The following is a 15,966-nucleotide window of genomic DNA, read 5'->3' on the forward strand; positions in this document are numbered from 1 at the left end:
GAAAAGCCCCCGATCCTTGAAGGGTCAGGGGCTTTATTTCTGCATTTATCCGCTGGGGGTGGGGGATGCCTCAGGTGTGGCGTCCGTACCCGATTCAGTAGATGATTCAGTGGATGTTTCTGTGCCACTGTCGAAGGAAGAGGTATCGCTATAACCAACGCTGCAGACCGCTACATTCGCGCTTGTTAGACAAGAACTGAGCGTGCCTGAGTTCAATATACCCATCAAGGCGACGATGTCATCTTCTGTATCTGCCAATAAGACGAGGGTGTTGCCCTTCTTGCCAGTTTCAAACAGGATGATACCGTTGCCAGAGCGCACGATTTGACCAAAAGCCAATGTGTCGATCGTATCGCTGTTGATCTCCACATCTGCTTTTTTCAAATAGGCATCTAATTCCTCTGCTGTATCGAAAGAACCGATGATGAGAGTATCCCCTGATGAGGGTGCTTTATCCATGAATTCCGCAGTTAGATTCAGGGAATGAAGTGTCGCTTGCAGGCTTCCCAAGGCGGTCACGATCGTGGATGTCTTGGTCAGATCCTGTGCGATATAGACCTGAACTGTATCATTTGAATATATATACGGAAAGAGCTCGAGGCTGGCGACTTGTTTACCCGAGAGGGCAAAATCAGCCAAATTTTGGATGAGGGTCGCATTGTCGGTGTATGTACTGTAAGGTGAAGACAGGAATGTGAAGTCACCGAAGACTGCCACATTACCATCTGCACTCAATGCCGCGCCGCCCGCGTTGGGATCGTGCGCGTCATCCAGCGACGAGAGGTTGGTCTCTGCGCCCTGGAGCAGGATCAACCCTGAGGTCGACTCGACTGAACGCGCGCCGTATAAAGCCACTTCGCCCAAGCCAAAGGTTAGCTCATTCTTGCCGAATTCATCGAATAACACATTGCGAAAGTTACCTTCGTTCTTTGCGGTGTTGTATAAATAATCGTTGTTAATGGTGATATCAAAAAAGTTTAACAGCGAGTTAGCTGCAACGGAGTCGCCATAAGCAATGGGGTTGCCAGAGACGTAGTCGTAATATAGCGCGAAACGGGTCGCATCGGCAAAAACGAGGATCTTGCCGCCGCGTTCGGTAAAGCCTTTGAGAAGCTGCGCTTCATATGCAGTAAAGGTTACGCTGGGCGAAACGCTTACAAATGCGCTGGCAGATTTCAACTGTGTTTCCAGCGAAACGGCATCAAGGACTACTTCCGTCTTACCGCCGCGCGCTTGAAAGGCAGACGTTAGGGAATCGATCTCGTTCAACGTGAATTGGTTGCCGTGATAGCCATCCACCAGAACTGTCCCGCCAAGCTGCTGGATGTTATCCAAATCAGGCGTACTAACTGCTGCTTGCGGTCTTGTAAAGGAAGCGAAGTCAGGGGTGGCGATCTCAGTCCGTGCCGGCGGAAAGCCGGGGTAGAACCACAAGATGCGCGCAAGGATAGGAAGAAGTAAAAGGACAAGCGCAATGATAAGGTTTTGTCGTTTCATGTCATCCTCCTATTGTTTTACCGGCAAGGGTGGAATGTACAACATGTAGAACCCCGATTCTTTTGGATAGGGCAGGGTCATGCCATCCGGGCTTTGAATGAAGAAGAGACCGCCATACAGGTCAACACCTGCTGGTCCTGCCAGGTCGAGAACTTCATAATTGGCAATGTTGGCAAGGTCGGCGGCTTTCTTTGCAGCATCGTCTTCAGTACCGAATGCATCGATGATCCCCAGTCGGATCGCATCCATGCCAGACCAGATCTGTCCGCTGAAGATCTCGGCATCGCTGCCTTTGAGCTTGTCTCCGCGCCCAAGTTTGACCGCTTCGAAAAAGCCTTGCCGCATCATGTCCACCTGACGCATGTCCGAATCACGTGGTGCGCCCCATAACTTGTAAGGACCGGTCGTGATGATGTCTTCGATCACAAAGGGGGCAGGGGGCAGGTAGCCGATCACACCGATATTACCAACCATGGAAGCCGACTTGGCAAAAATGTAGTCAGTATTCACAGAGAGATAATATCCGCCGCTGGCAGACATGCCGTTCACCACCGTCACTACTGGTTTCTTCTCGCGCAGGCGGGTGAGTTCCATATAGATCGATTCTGTATCGACTACAGTTCCGCCGGGGCTGTCGATCACCAATACCACTGCGCGAATTTCAGGGTGGTCAATGGCGTAGTGGATCTGCTTGATCGTGTTCTGGGCTGAATACGTGTAAATGGCATCTTCAAGCCGGATCACCCCCACAACAGGCTGCGGCACAGCCGAAGCCAGCAGCAACCCCGCGATCAATGGGGTTACCAGCCAGAGCAGCATGTTCCGAATTCTTTCCCAACGTGCATCCGCATCGCTCATGGTCATCTCCTCTACTTGTTGGAATACGTCATGAGCATATACGAGAAAACAGCCTTTGTCAACAAGGTTGTTTTACGAAACGAATTAATGTATATTATGGTTCATCTGCCGCATTGGCGGCTTCACATTCTTTCACTGGAGGTAATCCCATGCCCACCCCGATCAAAGGTACTGCCAAGAGCGGTTCCACAGCGTCCAAAGCCGCTTCCGGCTCTTACGTTAAGTTCTCTGATAAATTAACCGCCTCGATCACCGATATATCCAAGATCATTGAACAGCACAAGGAAATGATCGACTCGATCCAGGAGGTTGCCATCGAGTTGACCTCTTCCATCGGTTCGCTGCATACTCTGACGGTTAAGTACGCCCGCACCGCCAACCAGATCCTGGATGTACTTCTACCCATCCTCAAGAATCTGCCCCTCATCCCCAAGAATGTAATGCAGATGCTGGTCAACCTCGAAAGCCTGACGCAGAAGATCATCGATAACGAAGCCGCCACCACCAAGACCATTACCGACGTCAACGCGGGCTTGAAGACCGGCGACGCCAACAAGTTAAAGGCGCATGCGGGTCAATTGCAGGCGGTAACCAAAACCATTACATCCATCATCCCCAAGGTGTAATCGCATCCTCCCAGACCTTCAACCTGCCCTGGCAAGCCTATCTGGACTCCATGCCGAAAACTCGTTGACAAGTCCGCATTTTTACATGTATAATATCGTCCGCTTCCACCCCGGAGGTCAAATTCCGGGGTAGTTGTTTGTTTACAACCCCAGCTTCCCCAAAAGTGGGCGAAGGGTGCAAGATCCCCGCAAACTTTCTCGGCGAAGTGAATGACTGGAGAAAATAAAAAATGAAATTTGCAATCGTTGAAAGCGGCGGCAAGCAATATCGTGCCGTCGAAGGCACCACGGTCGACGTGGATCGCCTCGCCCATGAAGTAGGCAACTCGTTCGATATTGAGCGCGTTCTGCTCATGGCAGATGGTGATGCGGTTTCGGTGGGTACTCCCACTGTCAGCGGCATCGTTGTGTCTGTCACTGTGGTGGATCACATCAAGGGACCCAAGGTTCTTTCCTTTAAGTATCGCCCGAAGAAACGCATCCGCGTTCGTGGCGGGAACCGCGCTCACTACACCCGTTTGATGATCGATTTCATCGGCAAGCCGGGTGACAAGCCTGCAAAGGCTGAAGCGAAGCCAAAGGCTAAAGCTGAAAAACCCGCCAAGGCTGAGAAAGAAGCGGCAGAGAAGAAGCCTTCCACTGCTAAGAAATCCACCTCAACCAAAAAGTCCGAAAAGAAGTAAAGGTAGGTAGACAATGGCTCATAAAACAGGTGGCGGTTCAACCCGCAACGGTAGAGACAGCAATTCCCAGCGCTTGGGTGTCAAGCGCTATGCCGGTCAGTTCGTGCTTTCCGGCAATGTTTTGGTTCGCCAGCGTGGAACCAAGATCAAGCCCGGCATCAATGTGATGGTCGGTAAGGATGATACGTTGTTTGCGGTTGCAGACGGCGTGGTGATGTTCGATGTGTTTCATGGACGCAAACGCGTCAACATCGTTCCTGTTGAGGCGGAATAATGAAGACTGATATCCATCCCAAGGTTTTTGATGCCAAGGTGACCTGCGCTTCCTGCGGTACCACCTGGGTAACCACATCCACCAGCAAGGAACTGCGCATCGACGTGTGTTCCAACTGCCATCCTTTCTACACCGGCGAATCTGCCAAGCTTCTCGATGTGGAAGGTCAGGTGGATCGCTTCTATAAGAAGCTCTCTGCCCGCCAGAACTATGTGGAAGACCAGAAAGCTCGCGAAGAATCCACCAACATTTCCAATCGTTCAGTGGACGATCTCGGCTTGACCCCCCGCGCTACAGATGGTCTCAAGCGTGCTGGTGTTTTGAACATTGGTCAGCTGGTTGAGAAGTTTGCAGAAGGCGATGCTGCTCTTCTGGCAATCAATGGTTTCGGTCAGTCTGCTTTGACGGCTGCCAAGAAGAAACTGCGCTCCCTCGAGATCGAACTTCCCGAACCGCCCAAGGTTGAGAAGGCTGAAAAAGCCGAAAAGGCAACTGAAACCCCCGAAGCAGGCGAGTAGTTCTGCTGTTGGGGCGACGCTTTGTCAGCCCGCTCATTATCAGTTAAACTAAACAGGCAGATGCAAAAGCGTCTGCCTGTTTTTATAATAAATCCCATTAGCAGATCCCCGATCGGAGGGGGAGGAGAGTTTCAATGATGCACACGCAGGGTATGATCGAAGTTGTCTGTGGTTCGATGTTTAGCGGCAAAACGGATGAATTGATCCGACGCTTGGTGCGGGCAACCATTGCAAAGCAAAAGGTACAGGTATTCAAACCCGCCATTGACATTCGATATGCGATTGAGAAAGTCGCTTCGCACACCGGTTCGACATTCAGTGCCATCCCTGTTCAGAAGGCGTCCGAAATTCCAGCCCGGCTCGAAAAAGATACGACTGTGGTCGGTTTGGACGAAGTGCAGTTCTTCGACCCTGAGATCGTGACCATTGCACAGACTCTGGCTGAACAAGGGATCCGTGTCATTGCCGCCGGGCTGGATATGGATTTTCGCGGCGAGCCTTTTGGAGCAATGCCTGAGTTGATGGCAAAAGCCGAAGTTGTGTTGAAACTTCACGCCATTTGCATGGTCTGCGGTGACGATGCTTCGCGCACCCAAAGACTTGTGAACGGAAAGCCCGCCCGCTACGATGAGCCGGTCGTCATTGTTGGTGCTTCTGAATTGTATGAAGCCCGCTGCCGCAAACACCACGAAGTCCCGAGATAAATTTTGGTCTAGTAGTTAATGGTTGCGTATTAATGATGGATTTTGATGTAAACTAATTAACAATGGAACTCACGGACTAAGGAACTACTTTCATGCAAAACTATCAGGACGTTCTCGCAGAAACCCTCATTGATTCAGATACCCTTCAAAAGCGTGTTGCCGAATTGGGTAAACAGATCAGCGCCGACTATCACGGTCAAGACCTGCTCTTGATCTGTATTTTACGCGGCGCAGTGCCCTTCTTAGTGGATCTGAGCAGGCATATCACCGTCCCGCATATGATGGATTTCATGGCGGTCTCGTCCTATGGTATCGGCAAACGCGAATCTACTGGTTCTGCCCGCGTCACCCTTGATCTGCAAATGGATATTCGCGATCATAATGTGGTGCTCGTTGAAGATATCGTTGATAGTGGGCATACCATTGCTGCTGTCCTGCAAATGCTGGGAACGCGTCAACCCAAGTCACTCAAGGTCTGCGCCCTGCTTGATAAACCCGAACGCCGTGAAGCGCATGTCCCCATTGATTACCTTGGCTTTTCCATCCCCAATAAATTCGTCTACGGCTATGGACTTGACCTCGATGAGTATCATCGCAATTTAACTTTTGTCGGTGTCGTCGATCTGAATAAATACAAGCCTGCCGAATAAATGCCCGGTTGGTAGGGGGATGCAATGACCACAGAAGAAACCAACACCACAACATACTCACCTTATTCCGGGCGTTGGGTTGCCCTTGTACGTGGACGTGTTGTTGCACAAGGCGGCACGCCCGAACAGGCACTGCTTGCTTCGCAAGCCAGTCGATATAAAGAAAGACCAGAGATCCGTTTCATGTCCGTTCCATTTAACTTCCCGCCTTTATTGAAAAAAATAATCGATGTACTCCCACCCGATGTGGAGGTGTATCTTGTCGGTGGCGCTGTGCGCGACTTGTTGACCAACCGCCTCTCGCCCGATTTTGACTTTGCTCTGCCTTCGAGTGGAATTTCCCTCGCCCGAATCATTGCCAATGCTTTAAAAGCCGATTTCATGGTTTTGGATGATGAGCGTGACACAGGTCGCGTCATTATTTCCAATGAAAATGAAAATCTGCTTTACCTGGATTTTGCCACCTACCGCGGTGCGACGCTTGAAGAAGACCTGCGTGACCGCGACTTTACCATCAATGCCATGGCATTGAACCTGCGCGATACCACTATCATTGACCCGCTGAATGGCGGCAGCGATATCCGAGCCAAAGTGATCCGAGCTTGCTCGCCCGATGCTCTACTGCACGACCCCGTTCGTATTCTGAGGGCGGTGAGGCAGGCAGCCGCATTTGGATTCACCATTGACAAGAACACCCGCGAGTTAATGAAACAAGCCGCCGGTACCATTGGCAACGTCTCAGTGGAGCGCCTGCGTGATGAGGTCTTTAAAATGCTTGGCGGACCCAAAGCCAGCGCGTCCGTTCGTGCGTTGGAGATGCTTGGTGTTTTACAACACCTTACGCCCGAACTGTTGAAAATGAAGGGCGTTTCTCAATCTCCTCCACATATTCATGATGTTTGGACGCATACGCTTACAGTGCTTGACCAACTTGATTATCTATTGACTACATCCTTGCGGCTCGATTTTGACCCCGAAAAGACCAGTGATATGTTCATGGGCTTGGTCAGTTTAAAGATCGGACGTTATCGTGAACAGTTTGCAAAACATTTTGCTGCTGCACTAAACCCCAACCGTTCACACCGTTCGCTTTTGTTCTTTGCCGCGCTATATCATGATATTTGCAAGCCGGACACAAAGACTATCGATGAGAACGGACGAATCCGTTTCTTTGACCATGACGTCAAAGGTGCCGACGTGACCGCTGAACGCGCCCGTTCTTTCAATTTAAGTAATGACGAAGTGGAACGACTGCATAAGATCGTTACTCATCACATGCGTATTCACTTCTTTGCGGATCGTTTGGAAAAAGAAAAACAACCGCCTTCCCGTAAAGCGGTTTATCGCTTTTTCCGCGATAGCGGTGCAGCAGGCGTGGATCTGGTTTTGCTTGCACTTGCCGATGTGCGCGGCACCAAAGGCAATGACCTTTCTCAGGACACCTGGACGGCATACCTTGATGTTGCGCGGATCTTGCTTGAGAATTATTGGGAACATCCCGAAGAAGTGGTCAACCCACCGCGCCTTTTGAATGGCAATGACCTTATGCAGGAATTGGATCTCAAACCTGGGCGTTTCGTGGGGCAGCTGCTCGAGGCGATCCGTGAGAATCAAGCGGCTGGTAAGATCATTGATAGGGAGCAGGCATTGGCATTTGCCCGAGAAGAACTTGCCAAAGGTACCGGTGAACTATGAATTATGTATTCTTTGACCTTGAAACCCAGAATCTATTCGATGATGTCGGCGGACGCGATAACATTGAAAAATTGAAATTGGCTTGTGCCGTCACATTTTCGACGGCAAAGAATGACTTTTCTGTATATTGGGAGCAGGATGTAAGCGCTCTTTTGGCGGAGTTGCGGTCGGCAACCAAAGTGATCGGATTTAACCTGCTTCAATTTGATTACAAGGTACTTCAACCCTATGCGCCGCAGGTACGCCTTGCCTCGATCCCGACCCTGGATATGATGCTGGATTTGCAGAAAAATCTTGGTTTTCGGGTTGGTCTTGATAATCTGGCGGGTGCTTCACTGGGTGCAGCGAAAACTGCAGATGGTATCCAATCTGTGGAATGGTTCCGCAAAGGTGAGTTGGATAAAGTCGCTGAATATTGCAAAGCAGATGTGGATATCACCCGGCGTGTGTTTGAATTTGGGCGGGATAATGGTTTTGTTTATTACAAATCTAAACTGGGGAGCAAATTAAAGTCTGTCGTAAAGTGGAAATAGGAGCTGGCATGAATAAAATAACTATTAATGGAGCTCAGCTGGCATACATTCGGCGAGGCAAAGGAACGCCGCTGGTGCTGATCCATGGTTATCCTTTGGATCATTCCATTTGGGAAGATGTTGTACCCCTGCTTCAGAAAGATTTTGACCTCATTGTGCCCGATGTGCGCGGGTTTGGCGGCTCAACTGTAATAGAAGCATCATATTCGATGACCGACATTGCCAACGACCTCGCAGCTTTACTTGATGGACTTGGGGTCGAAAAGGCGGCATTGGCTGGGCATTCCATGGGCGGTTATGTTGCACTTGCATTTGCCAAAGCATTTCCAAACCGCGTTCACGGACTGGCATTGGTTTCTTCGCAGGCGGCTGGCGACTCTCCCGAACGGAAAGAAGGCAGGTATAAGACAGCGGAGGAGGTGGATGCAAAGGGCGTTCAGATCGTTGCTGCAGCGATGACGGATAAACTGACCAAAAACCAGAAAGTGCGCGATGTTATTAAATTACTGATCGGACAGCAAAGCGCGGCAGGGGTGACAGGTGCTCTAAAGGCAATGGCGGAACGGGAAGATCTGACTTCCTTTTTAGCTTCCTTCAATCTGCCATTGGTACTCCTTCATGGCAATGCCGATGAACTAATCCCAATAGATCGTGCACGCGAAATCAAATTATTGAACCCGTCAGCTCACTTGGTCGAACTTGCAGGTGCCGGACATATGCCAATGATGGAATTTGCCGAAAAAACTGCCGAGGCGTTGAAACAGCTCAAATAAACGAAAAGCCCATCTAATTGGATGGGCTTTTCGTTTGTCGAGACAACTTCCGGTTAGGAGAGAAGCGGTTGGTTATTCGTCTGGATGAAAGGAGTTGTTTTTTTTAACTTGGAAACATCCAGCGCACCAGTATTGCGCCGGATCAATTTCTTGATATTAGCTACCAGAACGCCACTTGGAACAGGCTTGACGAGGAAATCGTCTGCGCCAACATCGAGAACGCTTGCAACCATGCGTGGATCGTTGATTGCAGAGAGAATCAAGATTGGAACGGTGCTAGTCTGGCGGATTGCCTTGCAGACCTGCCACCCGTCCAAATCGGGCATCATCAGGTCAAGCAGGATGACATTTGGATTGGCTTCTCGTGCGAGCCGAATCCCCTCTTCGCCGATATTGGTGGTAAGAACTTCAAACCCGAAGGTTTTTAGAAGCATGCTCATCAATTCGGTGATGGCTGTATCGTCATCGATCACTAGAATTTTTGCTGTAGGTGTCATAGTATTCTAGAAACATTATCGCTGATTTATGGATTTACGCACTTTGCAGTTCATTAACAGGTTGATTTTATTACATCTTGTCTGATTCACTGATTGAAATCCACCTATAGCATGATATTTGTCAGGTGCGAATTGGACTGTTTTTGGTACAATATTTCACAATCAAAATTTACATTGAAAAATATTTACTCGATCAGGAGGCTGTAATGTCAAAATGGGTTTATCTCTATAATGAAGTGAAAGAAGTTGAAAAACGCGCCGGTGGTTCCTGGGATGGTGTCAAATCCATCGTAGGCGGCAAGGGTGCCGGGTTGATGGATATGACCCGTGCGAATGTACCCGTCCCCCCGTTCTTTACGGTGACGACGGAAGCTTGCAATGCGTATCAAAAAGCTGGTAAGTTCCCCGCAGGGTTATGGGAACAGGAACTCACTGCATTGAAAGCGATCGAAAAGAAGACCGGCAAGAAATTTGGCGACAAAAAGAATCCTTTGTTGGTTTCATGCCGTTCCGGTGCAAAATTCTCAATGCCAGGCATGATGAATACCATCCTTAATATCGGTCTGACCGATGTGGTGGCGGAAGGTATGATCAAAGAGACAGGCAATGATCGTTTCGTGTGGGACTCGTACCGCCGTCTCGTTGAAATGTTTGGAACCGTGGTGATGGATATCGAAGACGAAGCTTTTGAACATCCACTCGCGAGTTTCAAAGAAAAGAAGGGTTATAAACTAGATATCGAAATGAGGGCGGAAGACTGGAAAGAAGTTGTAGGTATCTACAAAGAAGCATATAAGCAGGCATGTGGTCAGGAATTCCCGCAAGATCCCAATAAACAATTAGCATTAGCAACGGAAGCGGTCTTCAAGTCATGGAATGGCAAACGCGCAGTGGCTTACCGCCGTAAAGAAGGTATCTCCGATACCCTTGGAACCGCCGTCAATATTTGTACGATGGTATTTGGTAACATGGGCGATGATTGTGCCACTGGTGTGGCATTCACCCGCAACCCCTCCACCGGCGAAAAGGTGATGATGGGTGAGTACCTGCTCAATGCGCAGGGTGAAGATGTGGTGGCTGGCATCCGTAATGCGGATGAGGTTGCGAACCTCAAGAAATATATGCCCAAGGCTTATAAGCAGTTCATGGAAATCACTGCCCGCCTTGAAAAGCACTATACCGATATGCAGGATGTTGAATTCACGATCGAGCGTGGAACGTTGTGGATGCTTCAAACCCGTGTGGGGAAACGCACTGCCAAAGCAGCTGTGAAGATCGCCGTGGATATGGCAAATGAAGGCTTGATCACTCGTGACCAGGCAGTTCAGCGAGTCACTCCGGATCAGGTGGATGCTTTGCTCCATCCGCAGTTCGATGATGCCGCCATGAATCTGGCTGAGAAAGAAGGCAAGTTCCTTGCCAAGGGCGTAAACGCTTCTCCTGGTGCAGCGGTTGGGCAGATCTATTTTGATGCTGACAAAGCTGAACAATATGCAAAAGAACATAAACAGGACACCATCATGGTGCGCCCATTCACCAAGCCGGATGATGTTCACGGCATGATCGCTGCCAAAGGCGTGCTGACCAGCGAAGGTGGCGCGACCTCCCATGCGGCGGTTGTGGCGCGTCAGTTTGGCATTCCTTGTGTGGTGGGTGCTTCTGCCATCAAGATCGATCTTGAGAAACGCGTTATGCATGTGGGCGAAACCGTCTTGAATGAAGGCGATTGGATTTCAGTAGATGGGACAACCGGTAAAGTCTTTGCTGGCAAGATCCCGACCTCTGAACCTTCGCTTGAAGAACAAAAAGAATTGATGACCTTGCTCAAGTGGGCAGATGAAATTTCTGCGCGCAAAAATGTTCGCGAAGAAGTAAGACCTGGTTATCCGACCCGCGGTTTACAAGTTTGGGCAAATGCTGATTATCCTAAGGATGCCCGCCGCGCCCGTTCTTATGGAGCCGTGGGTATTGGCTTGTGCCGCACCGAGCACATGTTCTTTGAACCGGAACGCCTGCCCATTGTACAGCGCATGATCCTTGCTGAATCTAGTGAAGCCCGCACAGATGCCCTCAATTTGCTCCTGCCGCATCAGCGCAAGGACTTTGATGGTCTCTTTGAAGCGATGGATGGATTCCCTGTCATCATCCGCTTGATCGACCCGCCTTTGCATGAGTTTATGCCTGATGAAGAAAAACTCATGGAAGAAGTCATCACCATGCATGTCAAAGGTGAAACTGAAGGTTTGGAAGAAAAGGAAAAATTACTTGCTGCCGTCAAGGGTATGCACGAATCCAACCCGATGATGGGTCTGCGTGGTGTGCGTTTGAGCATCTCGATGCCTGAAATCGTGGAGATGCAGGTCCGCGCCATCTTTGAAGCTGCTGCTGATTGCACCTTGCGCGGCGTCAAGGTCAAACCGGAGATCATGATCCCGCTTACCGGAACCGTAAAAGAACTCGAATGGATCCAGCCGCGCCTCGAACGCATCGGCAAAGCTGTGATGAGCGAGAAGAAAGTCAAGTTCGCGTATAAGTTCGGAACCATGATCGAGATTCCGCGCGCGGCAGTGACTGCCGACCATATTGCCACCAAGGCACAGTTCTTCTCCTTTGGTACCAACGACCTCACCCAAATGACCTTCGGTTATTCGCGTGATGATGCTGAGCGTAACTTCCTTATCACTTATGTTCAAGAAGGCATCCTTGTCAAGAACCCATTCCAGACCTTGGACCGCAATGGCGTGGGGAAACTGATGAAGAACGCGATTTTTGAAGGTCGCGCTGCCCGCCCTGAACTTGAAGTGGGTATCTGCGGTGAACACGGTGGTGATCCCGAGTCCATTGAGTGGTGCCATATGATCGGTAACAACTATGTCTCTTGCTCCCCGTTCCGCGTGCCGGTTGCACGTCTTGCTGCCGCACATGCCGCATTGAATCACATGCCTGTGAAAAAGGCAGTGACCAAGAAACCCGCTGCCAAGAAACCGGTCAAGAAGGTTGTGAAAAAAGCTGTAAAGAAAGTTGCCAAGAAGAAGTAGTTAAACAAATCGCAGGAAGACTTGATTTCCCAATAGCCTTCCGCGTTTCGTAAGCCTGAAGACCTCCGAGCCATCGGAGGTCTTTTTTTCTATGAGACCGTTGCGGACGAGTTCCTCGATCTCTTTTGGGAAGACATCCGCAAGCCCGCTTCCGAATCTTGATCTGAAATCTGCATCAGCAATACCGGCTTGTACCAGCCGTAAATTATTGATCATGTAATCGGAGATGTCGTCTTTGCGTGTCTGTTTGTGGTGGTTGACAGTGGCGGGAGTTAGAGGGTAGGTGGTAACTGATGATTGGTAATTTATTAAGCGGTCAATATAGGTTTTTATTCTTAGGGCATTGGAATAACGATACCCGCCTGCATAGCCATGTGCGCCTGCACCAAGACCGAGATAGGGCAGGGAATGCCAGTATTGTAAATTATGTCTGCAAGCATAGGTCGGCTGATCGCTAAAAGCTGAGAGCGGGTTCACAGTTTTTGCCCAATTCGATATTTCATATTGCACATATCCATTGTCTGCAAGATGGTCCATCGTCCACTCGTACATATCGGCGGCAAGGTCGGGGTCGGGGAGGGGCAGGATGCCCTTGTTCGCCCATTTGCCGAAGGGGGTGCCGTGTTCGAGGGTGAGTGCATAAGCGGAGATGTGCTCGGGTTCTAATTCCAGAACGCGTTGGACGGTGGTCTGCCAGGACTGCAGGGTCTGTTCGGGCAGGGCATAGATCAGGTCGAGGTTGAGGTTGGTGAACCCGGCTCGTCTGGCAGTGGATACGGCTTCGATCACGGTGAAAAAGTCATGTGAACGTTCGAGCATGCGCAGTTCTTCGGTGTTTGAGGATTGCACACCAAAGCTGATGCGGTTGATGCCTGCCTTGCGAATAGCCTCCAGCTTTTCGGGTGAGATGGTGCCGGGGTTGGCTTCAATGCTCACCTCTGCATCAGCGGAAATGCTGAAGGCGGAGGATAAAGCCGACATGATTGAAGCAAATTGAGTTCCAGATAGAAGCGAGGGGGTTCCTCCTCCAAAGAAGATGGTCGAATATCGAGTATTCGAATATTCGATGCTTCGATTTTTTTGATTCCCAATGAATTGAATTTCTTTGACGAGGGCTTTGACATAGGCAGGGATCAGGGACTCCTGCCCGGCGTAGGTGTTAAAGTCGCAGTAGGCGCAGCGATGTTTGCAGAAGGGAATGTGGAGGTAGATCGAAGTGTCGGGTGTCATGTTTGAGGCTCAGAGTCTTGCACCATGATGCTGGCATGTTGATTGGGTGGGCTTGAGTATAACCGTCCTTGTAGAATGAGAAATTAACTTTGTGTGACCCATCCTCAGCTTTGCAATCTCATCCTTATCACAATGGCAGCAGGGATTTCGCTAAAGTTGCCGCCCCAACCGAGTGGGTGAGTCTGTGGGGTTTCTGGCGGAAAGGCACGTTCTTCAAAACCGTCGAGGACAAATCCATGTTGAAAAGCTAGGTTGAAATAGTATTGAAGTGGACGTTCAAAATAGACTTGCGGCATGGGCTGATTTCGAAGGGCAAGTCCGCGGGTGGAGTAGGGGGTCATATAGCGAGTGGTTTTGATGGCGTAGCTGATCTGCATTTCGCCATTGTTATCAATCTCTTCCACTACATGGGCAGATGAGGCGTTATTGAAACAAGGATGAGTGATGGAGAAGACGAACGTCCCGCCGGGTTTGAGCAGTTTGGGCAAAGTTCGAAAGAGCGGTTCGATATCTGCCATGTCGAAAAGCGCCATGTTGGAAAGGGCGGAGTCGAATTGGGACTTGCCAAGGGAGAGCAGTTGTTCTTCGTTTGTGGCATCAATGACGCGCAGAGTAATTTGTGATTGATAATTGGCAAGGCGTTGTTTGGCATATTCAATCAGGTTGGCGGAGAAATCGAAAGCGGTGACTTTACATCCCAGCTCGGCGAGGCGGCGGGTGGTAAGTCCGTTTCCGCAGGCGATATCCAGAATATGGGCAGCAGGCTGCGGGCTGAGGAACGAGACGAGTGTGGGCCAGCAAAGGATGTTGAAGAAATCGTTGCCGTCATCGCCCATGCGCTTATCCCAGACTTCGGCGTTGACTTCCCAGGCAGCGCGGGTTTCTTCATGAAGCGGGTTTTGGTTTGGTGACATCTCATCTCCTAAAGGTTGAGTGGAAACCTACTATACCGTAGATTTTTGGGTTGTATGTTGGCTGCCAACGTTAACCTTTGGAGGTGGTCTAATTCAGAACGAAACGCCTTTTGGGTTGTTAATTCCAGTAAAATCAGCTAAATTTTTCCCAGGAGAATGGCATGGACAAAGAACGAAAACGCGCGCAATGGGGCTGGTATTTGTTCGATTTTGGAAATTCTGCCTATGCGGCGGTGGTGTTGCTGGCGATCTATTCGGCGTATTTTAAGGGCTCTGTGGTGGGCGGGGCAGAAGGGTCGCGTTTATGGGGAATTTCGGTGGGAATTGCCATGCTGGTCAGCGCCATCGTTTCGCCGATTCTGGCGGTGATCGCGGATTACTCGGCCTTCAAGAAGCGATTCCTTTTCTTCTTTTCATCTCTTTCCTGGATATTTACGGGACTATTGTTCTTTGTGCAAAAGGGGGATGTGTTCCTTGGTATGTTGTTCTTCATCCTTGCCGAGATCGGATATCGTTCGGGACAGGTCTTCTATAACTCCCTGCTTACCGAAGTAGCGGAACCTGATGAGATCGGGCGTGTTTCTGCGAATGGCTGGGCGATCGGCTCATTGGGCGGCATCATTTGTTTGTTAATGGTGCTTCCGGCGATCGTATTGATAAAAGGTACCAACCTGCCTGTTCGTGGGGCATTTGTATTCACAGCGTTGTTCTTCCTGTTTTCGGCATTGCCTATATTCCTGTGGGTGAAAGAAACCGGTGAGCGTAAACCTTTACCAGAGGGTAAGAATTACTTTTCGTTGGCATTTAGTCGGCTGGGGCGCACTTTTGGTTCGGTGAGGCATTTCACTGAATTTCTCAAGTTCATCGTTGCTTTCCTGATCTTTAACGATGGCATTGTGATGGCGCTTGATTTTGCCGCCATCATCGGTTCGGTCTTGTATGGCATGAACCAGACTCAGCTTATCATCTTGATGATCGCTGTTCAAATGGCGAGTGTGGTGGGCGCTTATCTTTCCGGTTTGTATAGCGAACGTGCCGGGTTGATGCGCACCTTGTTCATTTCACTTGTTTTGATGATCGCTGCGGTTGTATGGATGTTCTTCAATAAAACCCTGACCGGGTTCTTCATTATCGCTTCTCTTGCCGGTTTGGCGTTGACCGGTGTGCAGGCAGTCACTCGTACGATGGCAGGGGTCTTTGCACCGAAAGGACAGAGCGCTGAATTCTTCAGTTTCTTCGCCATTGCCGGAAAGACCTCATCCTTTATTGGACCGACCATCTATGGTTTTCTTGCTACAGGTGTTGCCTTACGCCTTGAGGCGCAGGGGATGGAAACCCTGTTGGCTGAGCAGACGGGGCAGCGTGCGGGTATCCTTTCGATTGTGGTCTTTCTTATAGTGGGCACCCTTGTTCTGTTATCGGTGAGCGAAAAGCGCGCGCGTCAGGCGGCGCTCGAATACACCCCGGCAGATTAAT

General features: G+C 50.0%; 16 protein-coding genes. 11 read left to right on the top strand and 5 right to left on the bottom strand.

What is annotated here, in order from left to right; translation table 11 throughout:
• Positions 1–45: 45 nt before the first annotated feature.
• Both IPG80_RS18740 and IPG80_RS18745 read right to left on the bottom strand, forming a co-directional pair.
• On the bottom strand, positions 46–1,497 hold the full coding sequence (locus IPG80_RS18740) for a hypothetical protein (protein ID WP_345110219.1): 1,452 nt from the start codon (positions 1,495–1,497) through the stop codon (positions 46–48).
• 9 nt (positions 1,498–1,506) lie between these two features.
• A complete protein-coding gene (locus tag IPG80_RS18745; RefSeq protein WP_345110222.1) occupies positions 1,507–2,355 on the bottom strand; it encodes a S49 family peptidase in 849 nt (282 codons plus the stop codon).
• Between the two features lie 149 nt (positions 2,356–2,504).
• Between IPG80_RS18745 and IPG80_RS18750 the strand changes: the two genes are divergently transcribed.
• The 9 genes from IPG80_RS18750 (at position 2,505) to IPG80_RS18790 (ending at position 8,811) form a co-directional block, all read left to right on the top strand.
• The gene (locus IPG80_RS18750) at positions 2,505–2,981 is read left to right on the top strand and encodes a hypothetical protein (protein WP_345110224.1); all 477 of its coding nucleotides are present in this window, start codon (positions 2,505–2,507) and stop codon (positions 2,979–2,981) included.
• A gap of 230 nt (positions 2,982–3,211) precedes the next feature.
• The gene (rplU, locus tag IPG80_RS18755; RefSeq protein ID WP_345110227.1) at positions 3,212–3,664 is read left to right on the top strand and encodes a 50S ribosomal protein L21; all 453 of its coding nucleotides are present in this window, start codon (positions 3,212–3,214) and stop codon (positions 3,662–3,664) included.
• A gap of 13 nt (positions 3,665–3,677) precedes the next feature.
• A complete protein-coding gene (gene rpmA, locus IPG80_RS18760; RefSeq protein WP_345110230.1) occupies positions 3,678–3,938 on the top strand; it encodes a 50S ribosomal protein L27 in 261 nt (86 codons plus the stop codon).
• The gene (rpmE, locus tag IPG80_RS18765; RefSeq protein ID WP_345110232.1) at positions 3,938–4,456 is read left to right on the top strand and encodes a 50S ribosomal protein L31; all 519 of its coding nucleotides are present in this window, start codon (positions 3,938–3,940) and stop codon (positions 4,454–4,456) included. Before rpmA ends, rpmE begins: the two co-directional genes overlap by 1 nt.
• 134 nt (positions 4,457–4,590) lie before the next feature.
• Positions 4,591–5,160: a thymidine kinase gene (locus tag IPG80_RS18770; protein WP_345110235.1), complete on the top strand. Its 570-nt coding sequence runs from the start codon at positions 4,591–4,593 to the stop codon at positions 5,158–5,160.
• A gap of 92 nt (positions 5,161–5,252) precedes the next feature.
• The gene (hpt, locus tag IPG80_RS18775) at positions 5,253–5,810 is read left to right on the top strand and encodes a hypoxanthine phosphoribosyltransferase (protein ID WP_345110237.1); all 558 of its coding nucleotides are present in this window, start codon (positions 5,253–5,255) and stop codon (positions 5,808–5,810) included.
• A 24-nt stretch (positions 5,811–5,834) separates the two neighbouring features.
• The gene (locus tag IPG80_RS18780) at positions 5,835–7,505 is read left to right on the top strand and encodes an HD domain-containing protein (protein WP_345110240.1); all 1,671 of its coding nucleotides are present in this window, start codon (positions 5,835–5,837) and stop codon (positions 7,503–7,505) included.
• The gene (locus IPG80_RS18785; RefSeq protein ID WP_345110243.1) at positions 7,502–8,038 is read left to right on the top strand and encodes a ribonuclease H-like domain-containing protein; all 537 of its coding nucleotides are present in this window, start codon (positions 7,502–7,504) and stop codon (positions 8,036–8,038) included. Before IPG80_RS18780 ends, IPG80_RS18785 begins: the two co-directional genes overlap by 4 nt.
• A gap of 8 nt (positions 8,039–8,046) precedes the next feature.
• Positions 8,047–8,811 carry an alpha/beta hydrolase gene (locus IPG80_RS18790; RefSeq protein WP_345110246.1) on the top strand — a complete coding sequence of 255 codons (765 nt, stop codon included), beginning with the start codon at positions 8,047–8,049 and terminating at the stop codon, positions 8,809–8,811.
• A 53-nt stretch (positions 8,812–8,864) separates the two neighbouring features.
• Here the strand turns inward: IPG80_RS18790 and IPG80_RS18795 are convergent, their stop codons facing one another.
• Entirely contained in the window at positions 8,865–9,308 is a 444-nt protein-coding gene (locus IPG80_RS18795) for a response regulator transcription factor (protein ID WP_345110249.1), read from the bottom strand.
• A gap of 206 nt (positions 9,309–9,514) precedes the next feature.
• Here IPG80_RS18795 and ppdK point away from each other — a divergent pair, with 206 nt between their 5' ends.
• Positions 9,515–12,346: a pyruvate, phosphate dikinase gene (gene ppdK, locus IPG80_RS18800; RefSeq protein ID WP_345110252.1), complete on the top strand. Its 2,832-nt coding sequence runs from the start codon at positions 9,515–9,517 to the stop codon at positions 12,344–12,346.
• Here the strand turns inward: ppdK and hemW are convergent, their stop codons facing one another.
• Together hemW and IPG80_RS18810 are read right to left on the bottom strand one after the other, a co-directional pair.
• The gene (hemW, locus tag IPG80_RS18805; RefSeq protein ID WP_345110255.1) at positions 12,347–13,576 is read right to left on the bottom strand and encodes a radical SAM family heme chaperone HemW; all 1,230 of its coding nucleotides are present in this window, start codon (positions 13,574–13,576) and stop codon (positions 12,347–12,349) included. It lies immediately after the preceding gene.
• Positions 13,577–13,680: 104 nt separating this feature from the next.
• The gene (locus IPG80_RS18810; RefSeq protein ID WP_345110258.1) at positions 13,681–14,490 is read right to left on the bottom strand and encodes a methyltransferase domain-containing protein; all 810 of its coding nucleotides are present in this window, start codon (positions 14,488–14,490) and stop codon (positions 13,681–13,683) included.
• A 161-nt stretch (positions 14,491–14,651) separates the two neighbouring features.
• On the opposite strand from IPG80_RS18810, the gene IPG80_RS18815 reads away from it, so the two are divergent.
• Positions 14,652–15,965, top strand: coding sequence for an MFS transporter (locus IPG80_RS18815; RefSeq protein ID WP_345110260.1), 1,314 nt, complete (start codon positions 14,652–14,654; stop codon positions 15,963–15,965).
• Position 15,966 lies beyond the last annotated feature (1 nt).

This window comes from Candidatus Villigracilis vicinus, from assembly GCF_016702885.1.
Lineage (GTDB): Bacteria > Chloroflexota > Anaerolineae > Anaerolineales > Villigracilaceae > Villigracilis > Villigracilis vicinus.

Coding starts and splice junctions, on each gene's coding strand:
- IPG80_RS18740 (WP_345110219.1), bottom strand. CDS start 1,497: ATGAAACGACAAAACCTTATCATTGCGCTTGTCCTTTTACTTCTTCCT.
- IPG80_RS18745 (WP_345110222.1), bottom strand. CDS start 2,355: ATGAGCGATGCGGATGCACGTTGGGAAAGAATTCGGAACATGCTGCTC.
- IPG80_RS18750 (WP_345110224.1), top strand. CDS start 2,505: ATGCCCACCCCGATCAAAGGTACTGCCAAGAGCGGTTCCACAGCGTCC.
- rplU (WP_345110227.1), top strand. CDS start 3,212: ATGAAATTTGCAATCGTTGAAAGCGGCGGCAAGCAATATCGTGCCGTC.
- rpmA (WP_345110230.1), top strand. CDS start 3,678: ATGGCTCATAAAACAGGTGGCGGTTCAACCCGCAACGGTAGAGACAGC.
- rpmE (WP_345110232.1), top strand. CDS start 3,938: ATGAAGACTGATATCCATCCCAAGGTTTTTGATGCCAAGGTGACCTGC.
- IPG80_RS18770 (WP_345110235.1), top strand. CDS start 4,591: ATGATGCACACGCAGGGTATGATCGAAGTTGTCTGTGGTTCGATGTTT.
- hpt (WP_345110237.1), top strand. CDS start 5,253: ATGCAAAACTATCAGGACGTTCTCGCAGAAACCCTCATTGATTCAGAT.
- IPG80_RS18780 (WP_345110240.1), top strand. CDS start 5,835: ATGACCACAGAAGAAACCAACACCACAACATACTCACCTTATTCCGGG.
- IPG80_RS18785 (WP_345110243.1), top strand. CDS start 7,502: ATGAATTATGTATTCTTTGACCTTGAAACCCAGAATCTATTCGATGAT.
- IPG80_RS18790 (WP_345110246.1), top strand. CDS start 8,047: ATGAATAAAATAACTATTAATGGAGCTCAGCTGGCATACATTCGGCGA.
- IPG80_RS18795 (WP_345110249.1), bottom strand. CDS start 9,308: ATGACACCTACAGCAAAAATTCTAGTGATCGATGACGATACAGCCATC.
- ppdK (WP_345110252.1), top strand. CDS start 9,515: ATGTCAAAATGGGTTTATCTCTATAATGAAGTGAAAGAAGTTGAAAAA.
- hemW (WP_345110255.1), bottom strand. CDS start 13,576: ATGACACCCGACACTTCGATCTACCTCCACATTCCCTTCTGCAAACAT.
- IPG80_RS18810 (WP_345110258.1), bottom strand. CDS start 14,490: ATGTCACCAAACCAAAACCCGCTTCATGAAGAAACCCGCGCTGCCTGG.
- IPG80_RS18815 (WP_345110260.1), top strand. CDS start 14,652: ATGGACAAAGAACGAAAACGCGCGCAATGGGGCTGGTATTTGTTCGAT.